Source organism: Paenibacillus sp. IHB B 3084 (assembly GCF_001447315.1).
Classification (GTDB): domain Bacteria; phylum Bacillota; class Bacilli; order Paenibacillales; family Paenibacillaceae; genus Paenibacillus.
Genome location: NZ_CP013203.1, coordinates 2110441 through 2124915, shown reverse-complemented (window position 1 = coordinate 2124915; position 14475 = coordinate 2110441). Strand labels below are relative to the sequence as shown.

Here is a 14475-nt window from a genome sequence, read left to right as displayed (position 1 = left end):
AAAGATTACTTGCGGCGCTTAAGCGCAATACCGACGGCTACTGCACCAAGCACGACTGCGATGATCGAGAGAACGAGTGCTGTCGTTTGTGCGCCAGAGCTTGCAGATGCAGCGGCGGCAGGTGCGGCTTCGGTGGCATTGTTTGAAGTGGATGCAGGGTTGCTGCTATCCTTAGCCGTGTCTGTGCTCGCATGGCCTGCTGCGGTGCCAGCCGAATCGTGTCCGCTGTCTGCGGCAGGCGCAGGAGCCTCGGATGTGGCATCAGCCGTGATTTTTGTAATGGAATGCGGATTGTTACTTCCTTCATCGCCTGTCCATTCCACGATACTTCCGTCGCTGTAATATTGGAAAGCGTTCCACGCGGCTTCAGTATTCTGGTCTGCATTTTGTGCGACGAAGCTGAAACGCTGGTATTGCCCCGCCTGGATGCCATCTTCGTCGGTCGTCCAGGTAACGGTGGTTACTTTGCCGGAGCTGTCTTTTTCGGTTGCTACTTTCCAATCCGGTACAGGCTCATACTGCTTGAAAACGACTTCTTTCGGGATTTTCAAAGCGACTTTGGTGGTTGGAATGTTTTTTTCGACAGGCACTTTCAGCGTGTACGTTTCCCAAGCGTTAGGCTGTGAAACGGAGGGCTTGACCGTCACGTGGGCACTGGCCATACCTGCAAAAAGTAAAGCACCTGCTGCAATCAGACCCATAGAGGTCGCAAGTCTGGAAAATCTGGATTTTACCGTTTGAATCGTTGTATTCATATCATTTGCTCCTTTAAACAATATAATGATTATCTTTTTCCGCCTACATGCAGAGTAAATTCAGCGTCAATTGCATCCAATGATGCGGTCAGAGCATGTACCTGTACAGCCCATGTTCCTTCGGCGGTCAGCAGCTCCTGAGTTAGGAATGGCTGCTGTTGTTGTGCAGGGAGAACAAATTCCTGCCGGGCTTTGTCAGGGTCTGCCGGGACGAGTGTCAGTGTGACCTGTTGGATGCCCTGAACGGTACCTCCCTTGGCATCCCTTACGGTTACCTTAAATTCATTGCTGTCCACAGTATTCGGGCTAACCGCCAGCGAGATGCTGTATTCGCCTGCGGTGCGGGTTTCCTCAAACGGTACCGCAGGTGCCTGACCCGGCGAAAGGTGGGTAAGCACCGCCGCCAACAGCATCACGAGCAGGCCAACGGACAGCTCGATGCGCAAGCCGCCGATGGCACGCTTGGCTGCCGCCGCTTGCCGGGCGCTGCGGAATTGGCTGGCCGCGAAGGCCAGCATGACCAGCAGCAGCGCTGCTTTTCCGAGCAGAACGAGTCCGTAGGACGTGTTCAGCAGCATGGAGGGAGCCGGGACGTACAGCACGGCTCCATAAATGCCGGTGGCGAGCAGCGCCGCCACCATGGCAATGCCCCAGCCGGCAAAGCGGCGCAGGGCCGCTTGCCGCAGAACTGCCCGCTCAGACTCGGGCAGTTCTCGCCCGGCAACAGGCAGGCACACTGCCATGACGGCAAGTGAGCCAACCCAAAAGGCTGCCGCCGCCAGATGGACGAAGTCCGCCGCGATGGCTGGAGCCGGATGGGCCGCCGCCGCCGGATGGCCCGTGAAGGCCTTGGACAGCATAAGGCCCAACGTCATGACGACGGAGCCATAACCCCAGAGACGGCGCTGGCGGTCAGAGATGCTGTGATCCAGCGCGTAAATCAGCGCAACGCTCAGGAGCAGCACGAGAATCATCTGGATGAACCAGATTTGCCCTGCGCCTGTGAACTGAAGGGCTTCTCCAAGAATTGAAAGCGAAAAGCCCTCCCCTATGGAAACTCCTGCATCCCAGGATGCCTGAAGCGGCAGGCTAATCAGGATGGAAACAGACGTTATGCCATAGCCACTCCACAGCAGCGGGGTCCAGCGGGGTAATGGGATGGAGGCCCGTTTATCAAGCTCCTGCTGTTCACTCGCTTCTCGACTTCGATTCACACCCGGTAGGATGAACAGTCGGAAACAGAGTGCTCCCAAAAGCAGCGACTGTCCAATATACAGCAACCAGCGGGTAGCGATTAAGTCAGGCCGCGAAGCTCCCGAGCCTTCGGAGGCGGCAACCGGATCCGTATACGCATTGGAACCGCTGCCGACTTGAAATGGAATCACTCCATTGACCGGATGTCCGTCCGCCGATAGGGCTCTCCAATTGACGGTGTAAATTCCACTTTTCATCCCCGAAATCAGCTTGATTTCCATCGTGTCTTCATGTTCAGGATTAAGCCGCGCTTTACCTGTATCGACCCGTTTTCCTGTTTCATCGGTCACTTTCATCGACATAAAAGCAGACTGCAAATTCTCATTGAAGGTGATTTTTACCTGGGAAGGCGGCTTGTCCAAAACCTGATTTTCAGTCGGACTGGATTCAACGATAAATGCATGAGCCCATGATAAGTGAGGAAACAGTAAAAGTAACGGTAGACACAGCAGCAGAAGACAAGCCGCGCGGGCTGGTCTTAACAGGTGCAACATGCCCGTGAATTCACCTTCTCTCGATTACTTGAAGCGAGGATGTCCCAAAGTGTGACATCTCATACGGTCAAATCTACATTCATACCTTTAATCATAGTGCATTTGGCAGGAATAGATGAAGCGAATTATGACATTTATATGAAATTTGAAATAATATGAAAACCCCTGCCGTTGTTGAAATCTGGACGATTTTAACGGTAGGGGTAAAGGGGCAAGCCTATGGGAATTAGTGGTCTGCTTCTATGGAATCCATGAAAGCGGGCTGCTTATGCTGGACATAGTGGATAAAAATAGCCGTTAGCTCCGGATCGAATTGGCTACCAGAGCAGTCACGCAGTTCCTTAATGGCCTCATCAAACGTTTTGGTGGGTTGGTAGGGACGTTCGGTGGTCATGGCATCGAAGGAGTCAATAATCGTCAGCATCCGGCACAGCCGGGGAATTTGCTCACCCTTGAAGCCGAATGGATAGCCGCCTCCGTCATAGCGTTCATGATGAAGCTCCACAAAAGGAACCAGATCCATGAACCGCTCGTTGGCCTCTACAATTCTTCTGCCCCAAGTGACATGCGCTTTCACCATCCTCCATTCCTCGTCGGTCAGCTTCTCTTTTTTATTCAGAATATTCCAGGGGATTTCCAGCTTTCCGATGTCATGAATGAGGGCACCTAGTATAAAGCACCGCTTGTCTTCCTGTCCGAGCTGAAGCGCTTCGCTCATGTCTACTGCGTACTTGAACACTCGCTTGGAATGCTTGAAGGTATTAATATCCTTGTACAAAAACAAATTAAGTTGCTGCTCAATATCACGAATATCCTGTCCGAGATCGACTTCGCGTTCCACCTCATTCAGGCTACCGTGTGTATGAACGATATTTTTCCCCTGCTTTTTGGCGTAATACAAGGCTTTATCTGCCAGATCGACCAATTGTGATCTGTCATAGATGTCGACGCGGCTCTGCACAATACCTGCGGAGAAGGACAAGCAGCCATGCGGAAAGATTTCGACGCCCTCGTAGCGGGAATCATTCAGCCTTTTTCGGATGGCATTGACTATTTCGTAAGCTTGCTCCGCGGTATAGTCGGGCATAAGCAGAGTGAACTCCTCTCCGCCATAGCGGGATACGATAATATTGGAGCCGGAAGTTTCCTTTTTGAGAGTCTCTCCGAGGAATCCCAACAGTTGATCGCCTCTCAGGTGACCGAAGTGATCGTTGTATTTTTTAAAATCATCAATATCAATAAGGGCAAGGCTGAGGGGGGTATTCTGGGTTCTGGCTATATTCAGCTCGGTTTCGAGTGCATTTTCAAAATAACTGTGATTGTACAGCCCTGTTCTGCGGTCCATGTTGGCTTTTTCTTCAATTTCCCGATACATCGTAAACAACTGCTTGAACGCGTGGGATAGAAGCATACTTAGCGCAAGGAACAACAGAAGCCCCAAAATACCGTTATGATAAATCAGTGTGGTCAGTACGAGAGACAGGATGAGTGTGCATAAGTAAACAAGCAGGGATTCAGCGAGAAAAGCCTTTTTTAGCTCATTGAGAGAGCCTTTGTAAGCAATATAAAAGTAGAGACCCAGTGTAACGGTATTCACCGCAAAGTAGCAGAACAGCGCCAGCAGGTAGGAAGTAAAATGCTCTTCGTTCAAGCCCCCCTGCGTTCCGCCGCTTAGCCCAAAGACGGTAGAAGACAGGAAAATTGAAAGCGCATAGATGGAAAAATTGGCGGCATGCTTCCACCAGGACAGTTCTCTATACCGGATTGCGGCAATGAGTACATTGAGCAATAAAATGAGAATAGCGATTTCAGTGCCATGTACAAAAATACAAGCGAGATACACGGAGGAATCCATCGATTGCTTGTTACTGGCTGGCGGCAGCTGGAAGGTAAAATGCTCCAAAATCAGAACTGCTCCCAACAGGGAGTAGATCGTGACCCACTCTGTAGGCGAATAATGCATAAAGGACCAATGGTTCGTATACAAGAGGACGGTCAAGCCTGCCATACATATGAGAAAAACGTATAATCCCGTCGCGCTAACCCGTTCTTGCAGCTTTTTTATTATACTCATCATTTCATTCTCCTGCCTTGTCGTATCTTGATGTCAAAGCTACCAGGGGGTAAATGGGATAATTTACAATTTTGTAATCGAAAATTTCACATGAAAAAACAGGCCGGAATCCAGCCTGTTTTGTTGAGCCTGTGCTTCCCTTTTCCTTATCGGTAATTAGCCTCCGATTTTGTAACCGGAAGTCAAAGCGATTACGACAGAAGCGACGATAATAGCGTTGATAATCACACGGGAATATTTCAAATTTTTCATAGGGTTCACTCCCTTCCTTGGAATAAGGCGCACACTAGGCGTGGCGGGGATGGGTTTCTTGTTGGGTGGTCTTCTTCTTGTTCACGACCATGACACTTTGAATAAACAGAAACATCCCAAAGTTCATGACGACATCTCCAATACTGATCACCTGCGTACGGGGATAGGGCTTGGAGAGTGGAATAATATCACCCAAAAAAGATAAACGCGTAGTCGTATCCATCATGTAATGCTTCGAGATAACACTTCCAGATTTAAGCATATCTGTATAATAGGGGCCTAGTACCTCAGAAGCGCTCAACGAGACCGGCATCCTGCCGCCATTTACCGCCATGACGACAAAATTCAACAGGACTCCGATTAAAATAAGCTTGAATCCCTTGTGGTGCCTGTTCAACCAGAGAAAAATCAATCCAACCGCATAGATGCCCATAAACAGATACCCGTTGATGGACGCGAGCCAAGCCCATTTTTCCTGAGCATAAAAAATAATGAACTGCACCAGCAGCAGCACAGGGAACATCCAGCCAGCTATGAGGTGTATTTGGCTGAAACGGATTAAACCCTGTCGCCAGCCCCCTCTGAACAGACCTACAATGAGACCAAGCAGCACTCCATCATAGACCATAGTTATTCTCCAGCTTTCGCAAATTTTTTTGTTTTGGTTAAGGTATGATTCGACCTTAAATTGGTAAATTCCTGCCTGATATGTAGCAGTTTCGAAAAAAAATTGCGGATTAGCGTGTAAATGATCGAAGCAGCGTAAAATGAATGTTATCATAATATGTTGAAGTGATATTTCATATTTTCAGAAAAGGATGATTGTTATTATGAACCGGTTTTCCAATACGGTAATGGTTGCCGCAGATATGACCAAATCCCGGATTTTATGGATTGCCTTTGTTCTGGGAGCGTTGAGCGCTTTCGGACCCTTGTCCATAGATATGTATTTGCCGTCATTGCCTACATTAGCCAACAATTTGCATACAACGACTTCGCTGGCCCAGCTCAGTCTGACCGCCTGTCTGTTGGGTCTGGCAGTCGGGCAGATCGTTGCGGGTCCGCTGAGTGATGTAAGAGGACGTAGAGGGCCGCTGGTCGTATCGCTTGTCCTGTACGCCGCTGCTTCGCTGTTATGTGTGTTTGCGCCGAATATCGGCGTGCTTATCGGGCTACGCTTTATTCAGGGTCTTACTGGGTCTGCGGGGATCGTTATCTCCAGAGCCGTTGCGCGTGATCTATATTCGGGCAGAGAGCTGACGCGCTTCTTTTCACTGCTCATGCTGGTGAACGGTGTGGCTCCGATTGCTGCTCCTGTGCTGGGCGGTGTTCTGTTGAATTTTGTATCCTGGCGTGGTGTGTTTATGGTGCTTTGCGTAGTCGGGGTGGCTATGTTAATTGCCGTCGTGTTGGGGCTACCGGAAACACTGCCTGTCAGCCGCCGTTCATCGGGTGGTTTGAAGCAGACGCTTCGTACACTCGGTCATCTTTTTACGGATCGGCGCTTTATGGGATACGCCTTCTCGCAGGCGCTCATTACAGGAGCCATGTTTGCGTACATCGCTGGCTCGCCGTTCGTGCTTCAGGATATTTTCGGGGTTTCACCTCAGACATACAGTATTATTTTCGCGGTGAATGGTTTGGGGATTGTACTGTTTTCCCAATTGACCGGGAGGCTTGTCGGCCGTTTCAGCGAACGGCAGTTGCTCTTGTCGGGGTTGTTGATTGCGGCTGTAGCGGGAATTAGCCTGCTTACGGTGGCCTTTACCGGTGGTCAACTATTTGCTGTTCTAGTTCCGCTGTTCTTTGTTGTATCCTGTGTCGGGATCGTGAGTACAACCACCACCTCACTCGCGATGCAAAGCCAGCAGCGCTCCGCAGGCAGTGCGTCCGCCATGCTCGGCTTGCTGCCTCTGTTGCTTGGCTCTATCGCTTCGCCGCTGGTGGGTCTGGGCAGTGGAACAACGCCTATACCAATGGCTATCGTCATCGCTATAGCGGAAGTTGGTGCGTTGTTAAGCTTTATGGTACTTGCCAAGGAAGCGCGCACGAAAGCTTGAAATAAGGCGAACAGGTGACATTTTTCCGGAAGGTTGACATACCCCGTGGGGGTATATTATGCTAGGAGTATATTAACAATGCATGAATGCATAACACAACACAGGAGGCTGATGTATGGCTGAAGAGCAACCTGTTTCCAACGCTGAAGTCCATGAGGCTCATTGCGGAGCAGAAGGGGAAAAGACCATCAGAAAAAGCCATCACTCGGCGGAATTCAAGAACAGTCTTACATCCCGGTTGAACCGTATTGAAGGTCAGGTTCGGGGAATCAAGGGCTTGATCGAGAAGGATACCTATTGTGACGATGTGCTGAACCAGATTGCGGCTGTTCAGTCCGCCCTGAATGGTGTCGGCAAGCTGCTGCTGGAAGGGCATATGAAAAGCTGTGTCATTGAGCGCATGCAGGCCGGAGAGCCGGAAGTGATCGACGAGCTGCTGGTTACGGTCAAGAAGCTGATCCGTTAAGAGCAATACCCATACACATAAATCGGGTACATAAAGTACCCCGGAGGAGGAAACAGAAATGGCACAAGTAACGTTGAACGTAGAGGGCATGAGCTGCAATCATTGCGTGAAAGCAGTAGAAGGAGCTTTGGAGAAAGTCGGCGCTTCCGGCAAGGTCAGTCTTGAAGCGAAACAAGTGGCTGTAGAATACGATGAGTCCAAGCTGAACGTTGAAGCTCTGAAAACCGCAATCGAGGACCAAGGCTACGACGTCGTTTAAGTTAAGGATATGTAGCGTGTAAAAAAATTCGTTTTAAAGGAAAAGCTTCCATGAAGAGGCTTTTTCTTTTGAACATGAATATACCCCATGGGGGTATGTAGGAGGAGAGTAACCATGGAAAACCGTGTGACCGACGGTGACAAGCAGACAACGCTTCATATTACAGGGATGTCCTGTGCTGCCTGTGCCAGCCGTATTGAAAAGGGATTGAATCGAATAGACGGCGTGGCGCAGGCTAATGTGAATCTGGCTCTGGAGCAGGCGTCGATATCGTATGATCCGAAGCAGGCCGACATTCCGGATTTTCGTGATAAAATTGCTTCGCTTGGCTTTGGAACCGTGAGTGAGGAAGCCAATCTGAATGTGACGGGCATGACATGCGCAGCCTGCGCGACCCGGATTGAAAAGGGTCTGAACCGGATGCCGGGTGTGACGGGCGCTACGGTGAATTTGGCGATGGAAACAGCGCATGTGGAATATGCGGCGGGGAGTATTGCGGTCAGTGATCTGGTGAGCAAGATTGAGCAGCTTGGCTATGGAGCCATCCCGCAGAGTGCCGAGGATAACATCGCAGACGTGCGCAGCAAGGATTTGAATCGTAAAAAATGGAAGTGGATCGTATCTGCGGTACTGTCACTTCCGCTGTTATGGGCGATGGTCACTCATTTTTCATTTACCTCATGGATGTATGTACCGAGCTTGTTTTTGAACCCTTGGTTCCAGTTCGCACTGGCTACGCCGATACAGTTTGTGATTGGTTGGCAGTTTTACGTAGGAGCATACAAGGCGCTGCGCAATGGCAGTTCCAATATGGATGTATTGGTTGCTCTGGGCACGTCTTCGGCTTATTTTTACAGCCTCTATCTCACCTTGCGTCCGTCGACCGTGATGGATGGCATGGGCGGTATGGCTGTTATGAAAATGCCTGAACTGTACTATGAAACAAGCGCGGTTCTGATTACGCTTATTCTCGTCGGTAAATGGTTTGAGGCAGTAGCCAAGGGCCGTTCGTCCGAGGCGATCAAGAGTCTCATGAGTCTTCAGGCGACGACAGCGCGTGTAGTACGTGATGGGCAAGAGCTTGATATACCGATTGAGCAGGTTCGCGTGAAGGACATTTTTATTGTACGTCCCGGCGAGAAAATCCCTGTAGACGGTGTGGTGGTGGACGGACGCTCGGCGGTGGATGAATCCATGCTGAGTGGCGAAAGCCTTCCGGTGGAAAAAGAGGCGGGTTCTGTGGTCACAGGAGCTACGCTCAATAAAAACGGTGTGCTTCGTATCCAGGCTGAGCGTGTCGGTGGAGATACGGCGTTAGCACGTATTATTAAGGTCGTGGAAGATGCGCAAAATTCCAAGGCTCCGATTCAGCGGATTGCTGACCAAATATCAGGAATATTTGTTCCAATCGTTGTAGCTATAGCTGCATTGGCCTTTATCGTCTGGTTTTTCCTTGTGACTCCGGCTGATTTTGCAGGCTCCCTGGAGAAAATGATTGCGGTGCTTGTCATTGCTTGCCCTTGTGCGCTCGGATTGGCTACGCCAACGTCTATCATGGCGGGATCGGGACGCGCCGCTGAATACGGCATTCTGTTCAAGGGCGGCGAGCATCTGGAGATGACTCGTTCGGTCAATGCCGTGGTGCTGGACAAAACGGGCACGGTCACAAACGGCAAGCCTGAGCTGACGGATGTTGTGGTCGGAGAAGGGAGCTTGGGCGAAACGGATTTGCTGCGGTTGTTGGCTGCGGCGGAAAAAAGCTCGGAGCATCCACTGGCGGAAGCCATTGTAAGGGGCATTGCGGATCGCGGCATTGAGCTAGTGGAGCCGACAGATTTTGAAAATATTCCGGGCTATGGCGTGAAGGCTCATGTGGAAGGCAAGCAAGTGCTGGCAGGTACACGTCGGCTGATGAGTCGTGAGGGCATCACGGTCGGCGAATCGGCTGAGCAGCATATGCATGAGCTGGAGAACGCGGGCAAAACAGCAATGCTGATTGCGGTAGACGGTTCCTATGCTGGACTGGTAGCCGTGGCGGATACGATCAAGGAAACGTCACGGGAGGCGGTTGCCCGTCTGCGTGCAATGAACATTGAGGTCATCATGATTACGGGTGACAATGAACGGACCGCGCAGGCTGTGGCTGCCGAGGCCGGAATTGATCGGGTGCTGGCTGAAGTGTTGCCAGAGGGCAAGGCGGAAGAAGTAAAACGCCTTCAGGAGCAGGGTCTGATCGTAGCTATGGTCGGGGATGGCATTAATGATGCGCCCGCGCTGGCTACCGCTAATATCGGGATGGCCATGGGCACAGGTACGGATGTGGCGATGGAAGCTGCGGATATTACGCTCATGCGCGGCAACCTGAACAGCATTCCCGATGCGATCGAAATGAGCCGCCGCACGATGACGAATATACGGCAAAATCTGTTTTGGGCGTTAGGTTATAACGTGATTGGCATCCCGATTGCAGCATTGGGCTTCCTTGCCCCGTGGCTTGCGGGAGCGGCCATGGCATTTAGCTCTGTTTCGGTTGTGCTGAATGCACTGCGTCTCCAACGGGTGAAGCTGTAATCCGATTTGTTTACCAGAGACGGGATACGAACAGCAGACATCACGATAAAGCGTGATCAGTTGTTCATCAGGCAAGTACGCAGGGATTTAATCTCCTGGGTGCTTGCCTTTTTTGCTATGTTCAGCTTTTTTTATCAATGCTGTCACCCTTCATCCTGTCGGGTTGCTTATCATTCCCGAAAGTTTCATAATACTTGTAGTAGTGCCATGCAAACATGCAGAAACCTCTTCGTATATGCACAGTTTGACACAGATAAAAAGCTTATATTATGGATTAGGAGTGAAGCAGTCATGAATGATACGATTTCCTTGTTGATGAATCATCGGTCTGTACGAAAATTCAAGTCAGATGCCGTTACTGACGAGCAGCTCGCTGCTATTGTGGCAGCAGGCCAGATGGCTTCCTCGTCCAGCAATGTACAGGCTTATACCGTCATTGCCGTTACAGAGCCTTCTTTGAAAACAAAGCTGGCTGAGTTGGCAGGTGGTCAGGCTTACGTTGAGCAATGCCCGGCGTTCCTCGTGTGGTGTGCAGATTTGTACCGCTTGAAGCAGGTCACGGTTCATCATCAACCGGGCAAGTCCTCCTATGAAGGTTCCGTCGAAAATTACACGGTTGCGACCATTGATGCCGCGTTAGCTGCACAGAATGCAGCGGTAGCCGCCGAATCGCTCGGTTTGGGCATTGTCTACATCGGGGGTATCCGTACAAAAATAGCCGAGGTATCCGAGCTGTTGGGATTGCCTGAGCTGGTATATCCGGTGTTCGGTATGTGTATTGGTGTACCGGATCAGGAAGAGGGCTTACGTCCACGTCTTCCACTGTCCGGTGTTTTGCATATGAACGGCTACGACAAAAATCAGACGATGAAAGCTGTGGATCTGTATGATCACACATCGGCTGAATATTTGAAGGAACGCACAGGTGGCCAGCGGTCTACCCCATGGTCAGAGCAGATGGCAGCAAGACTGACCGAGCCTACACGTTTGCAGATGAAGTCTTTTTTGGAGCAAAAGGGATTTTTGAAGCAATAAAGGTTGGGTAGGCGATAAAAATAACGCAGCAACATATAAATGGCATAAAGCCGTAGGTATGTTTGAAAAATACAAAGAACCTCCTTTTTGCGCATGATGAAGTCCGCGTAATAGGAGGTTCTTTGCTTTTGTTGTAAGCTGGCTCGTATATCTTATCTTTTCAGGGAATAGCTGATATGACTTTATAAAGAAGAAAGTGCGTAAAAGCGTCTCGTATTGTCATAAAATAATTGCCGAACGACAGTTTCATTTTGACCTGTCAGCTTGCTGTACGCCCGAATGACTTCGGCGGTCATGCACGGATGGGTCTGTTGTCCGGCAAAAGGCCCTTCAAAGGGCCAAGGGCCGTCCGTTTCCGCCATCACCTGACCGGATGGATACTGTGTTGCCAAATTTCGGATTTCGTCCTCATACAAGAGATCCGGTGTGAGGGAGACATAATAGCCGTTACGGGCCATGCGTTCAGTCGTGGCGGCAGAGCCTTTAAACCAATGGAAATGCGCCTGTGTGACGCCGTGGCGTTCCAGTAAATCGCAGGCAATGTCCGCGTCCTCGTAAACAGCATGCAGCACAATCGGCTTGTTATGTTTTCCCGCAAATCGGACAAAACGTTCCAGCAGTTCTATGTAAGGAGCAAGGTCAAAGGAAACGCCTCTCTCCAAGGCTTCCAGCCGATTATAGTAGGGCAAGCCGACTTCGCCTACGGCAACCATATGCTCTACATGCTTGTCCATCCAGTCGAACAACAGATCAAGCTCAGCTTGTGATGGAAGAGGTTGTTCGGGATGAAAGCCAAAGGCGGGTCGTACCAGCCCGGGAAAACGCTCAGACAAACGCAAATTGGCCCGGCTGGAGGCAAGTTGCATGGACACGGCTATGACGGCTTCGACGCTGCTATCAGCAAGCGAAGCGAGCAATAGCTCCTGCTGCTCAGGCGGATAGCTATCCACATGAATATGCGCGTCGATGAGCGGCGCGGGTGCTGCCGATGGTGTTCTCATGTCCAGTTTCATGTTCTTCAAGTCATTCATAACGGCTTTACCTCGTCACCTGAAGCATCCTCACGGACGCCTTCAGGGTTGCCCGTGTCGCCTTCCAGTCTGTGCTTTTCCTCGCGCATCCAGCCTGTCATTTTCCGCTTCCATTCGATAAAGCGCGGGTCGAGGGTGATTTCTTCCCTGCGAGGACGGGGGAAGGGAACGTCTACGACATGTATCACCGAAGCGGGTCGTGCCGACAGTACGTAGATGCGGTCGGAGAGCAGCAACGCTTCCTCAATGCTGTGGGTAATGAACAGCACGGAGCGGCGGTTCTTTTCCCACATCCGCAGGAGCCATTGCTGCATGTCTCCACGCGTCAGCGCATCCAGTGCGCTGAACGGCTCATCCAGCAGCATCAGCTCTTGCGGACTGAGTAGCGCACGCAGGAAAGCCGCCCGCTGCTGCATGCCGCCAGAGAGCGTATGCGGATATGCCTTTGCGAATGGGCCAAGCCCGACCTGCTCCAGCCATCGCAGGGCATCCTCACGGCGTTCGCGTTCGCTGGCGTGCCGGGGCTGCGCCGCTGTATCTTTCCGCGGCGCGTTTTCCTGCCCGAGCAGCACATTGTCCAGCGTGGTACGCCACGGAAAAAGCGCGGGCTGCTGCGGCATATAGCTGATATGCCCACGCTCACCGGTCACGTCCTGTCCGTGCATACGGATGTGTCCTTGCTGGGGCTTGAGCAGCCCGCCGATGATGTGAAACAACGTACTTTTGCCGCTGCCGGACGGACCGATCAGGGAGACGAATTCCCCGGGTTTGACGGTCAAGGATACATCCTTCAATACAGGCAGTGAGCTTCGCTTTTCACGGAAGGCCAGGCTGATGCCGTCCAGTTCCAGAGCTGGAGGAGTGGAGGAACGCTCCTGCTGTTCCACGGTCCCTTGGACTTGTTGTTCATCAGCCATATTTTGCGGTGATAAGTCAGTCGGATGCAGACTCATACGCACACGTCCTTTCTTTGGTATCATGGGTTTCCAGCGTATGCTGGTCATATCATTTGGAAGCTATTCCTGATCGGGTTTCCAGCGTACCAGCCATTTTTCCAGCAGTAGAATAGCTACGAACATTAGCAAACTGAGTGTAACAATGATGCCAATGGCGGCAAAAATCAGATCCGTACGGTAGGCTGATTTTTGCAGATTCATATAATATCCAATTCCTTCACTGGCTCCGATCCATTCAGCAATGATTGCGCCCATCACGCTGTAGGTGGCGGCAATCTTGATGCCCGAAAATACTTGCGGCAGGGAATGTGGTAACTCCAGCTTCATAAAAATAGCCATGCGGCCTGCGCCCGACATGCGCATATAGCTCATCATCGTGCGGTCCGTCCGTGTCAGCCCGTCCATGGCCGCTACAGCCACGGGGAAAAAGCAGACCAGTGTAATCACCATCAGCTTGGGCAAAACGCCAAAACCAAACCACACCATCAGCAACGGACCGAGAGCGATGGTCGGAATGTTTTGACTAAGAATGAGCAGCGGGTACAGAGCCGATTTGAGAAAAGGGATGGTATGAAGAACGATAGCGATCAATAGCCCTGTCGCTGTACCGATAGCAAATCCTGCCAGCGTTAAGCGAACGGTAGCCCAGGTATGTGCGCTAATCAGCACCGATTGGGCCATTCCTTCCTGCACGATCAGGGACGGAGCAGGCAGTATCCATGATTCCACATGCCAATAGGAAACCGCTCCCTGCCAGGCCGCTAAAAAGAAGAGGACCGCCACAAGGGGCGGCCATACGCTTTTCCACCAGGATGCGTTTTTGCCTTTCGGGTTCATGGGCGATATTTCTCGGTCAGCTTATCCATGCTGATACCCTGCGGGTTATGTGCGATTTTGATCTGTGAAATGACACTTGGACTGCCCGCTTCTGTCAGTGCCTCGTGCATGTCCTTAACCACTTTCAGCAGCTCATCCAGCTCACCTTCCATGGTTGTGTCCAATGGGTTCACCTGATGTTTGACACCAGAGCGCTGAATAACTTCAATCGCCTTATCTACATATGCGTAAGAGTCCTCGTTATTGGGGGTTTTAGGAATCACTTGAATACTGAGCAGTGTGTTAGCCATGTGAATTCACCTGTCCTTTATTTGGAGTGTTTTTAGGGAAATATGGTGGTTTAAGGGGGGAGACCGCTTCGCGTTTCATTTGATCTTACGATCGCTGTTGCCGTGGGATTCTTTGAATAGTTTAAAAGGTGAGAATCCCAC

13 protein-coding genes are annotated in these 14475 nt (G+C 51.0%); 5 read left to right on the top strand and 8 right to left on the bottom strand.

The features are described 5' to 3' along the window. Nucleotides 1-5: 5 nt before the first annotated feature. The 4 genes from ASL14_RS09975 to ASL14_RS09960 form a co-directional block, all read right to left on the bottom strand. A complete protein-coding gene (locus tag ASL14_RS09975; protein WP_134911468.1) occupies nt 6-755 on the bottom strand; it encodes a YcnI family copper-binding membrane protein in 750 nt (249 codons plus the stop codon). Nucleotides 756-784: 29 nt separating this feature from the next. Further along, on the bottom strand, nt 785-2503 hold the full coding sequence (locus ASL14_RS09970) for a copper resistance CopC/CopD family protein (protein ID WP_134911467.1): 1719 nt from the start codon (nt 2501-2503) through the stop codon (nt 785-787). A 226-nt stretch (nt 2504-2729) separates the two neighbouring features. Beyond that, on the bottom strand, nt 2730-4580 hold the full coding sequence (locus ASL14_RS09965; RefSeq protein WP_134911466.1) for a bifunctional diguanylate cyclase/phosphohydrolase: 1851 nt from the start codon (nt 4578-4580) through the stop codon (nt 2730-2732). Between the two features lie 283 nt (nt 4581-4863). After that, nucleotides 4864-5457: a DUF5317 domain-containing protein gene (locus tag ASL14_RS09960; protein WP_134911465.1), complete on the bottom strand. Its 594-nt coding sequence runs from the start codon at nt 5455-5457 to the stop codon at nt 4864-4866. Nucleotides 5458-5659: 202 nt separating this feature from the next. Between ASL14_RS09960 and ASL14_RS09955 the strand changes: the two genes are divergently transcribed. The 5 genes from ASL14_RS09955 (at nt 5660) to nfsA (ending at nt 11220) form a co-directional block, all read left to right on the top strand. Beyond that, nucleotides 5660-6889 carry a multidrug effflux MFS transporter gene (locus tag ASL14_RS09955; RefSeq protein WP_134911464.1) on the top strand — a complete coding sequence of 410 codons (1230 nt, stop codon included), beginning with the start codon at nt 5660-5662 and terminating at the stop codon, nt 6887-6889. Nucleotides 6890-7004: 115 nt separating this feature from the next. Next, entirely contained in the window at nt 7005-7355 is a 351-nt protein-coding gene (locus tag ASL14_RS09950) for a metal-sensitive transcriptional regulator (protein WP_044646242.1), read from the top strand. A 58-nt stretch (nt 7356-7413) separates the two neighbouring features. Continuing rightward, nucleotides 7414-7614, top strand: coding sequence for a copper ion binding protein (locus ASL14_RS09945; RefSeq protein WP_025683234.1), 201 nt, complete (start codon nt 7414-7416; stop codon nt 7612-7614). A 114-nt stretch (nt 7615-7728) separates the two neighbouring features. After that, the gene (locus tag ASL14_RS09940; protein ID WP_134911463.1) at nt 7729-10185 is read left to right on the top strand and encodes a heavy metal translocating P-type ATPase; all 2457 of its coding nucleotides are present in this window, start codon (nt 7729-7731) and stop codon (nt 10183-10185) included. A 291-nt stretch (nt 10186-10476) separates the two neighbouring features. Further along, nucleotides 10477-11220, top strand: a complete 744-nt coding sequence (gene nfsA, locus ASL14_RS09935; protein ID WP_134911462.1) for an oxygen-insensitive NADPH nitroreductase — start codon at nt 10477-10479, stop codon at nt 11218-11220. 182 nt (nt 11221-11402) lie between these two features. On the opposite strand, the gene ASL14_RS09930 is transcribed toward nfsA, so the two are convergent. From ASL14_RS09930 to ASL14_RS09915, 4 genes are all read right to left on the bottom strand, one after another. Next, complete coding sequence (locus ASL14_RS09930; RefSeq protein ID WP_134911461.1) at nt 11403-12251, bottom strand: TatD family hydrolase; 849 nt, start codon at nt 12249-12251, stop codon at nt 11403-11405. Beyond that, nucleotides 12248-13204, bottom strand: a complete 957-nt coding sequence (locus tag ASL14_RS09925; protein WP_134911460.1) for an ABC transporter ATP-binding protein — start codon at nt 13202-13204, stop codon at nt 12248-12250. Before ASL14_RS09925 ends, ASL14_RS09930 begins: the two co-directional genes overlap by 4 nt. Nucleotides 13205-13267: 63 nt before the next feature. Then, the gene (locus tag ASL14_RS09920) at nt 13268-14044 is read right to left on the bottom strand and encodes an ABC transporter permease (RefSeq protein WP_134911459.1); all 777 of its coding nucleotides are present in this window, start codon (nt 14042-14044) and stop codon (nt 13268-13270) included. Beyond that, entirely contained in the window at nt 14041-14334 is a 294-nt protein-coding gene (locus ASL14_RS09915) for an MTH1187 family thiamine-binding protein (RefSeq protein ID WP_134911458.1), read from the bottom strand. Before ASL14_RS09915 ends, ASL14_RS09920 begins: the two co-directional genes overlap by 4 nt. Between the last annotated feature and the right edge of the window lie 141 nt (nt 14335-14475).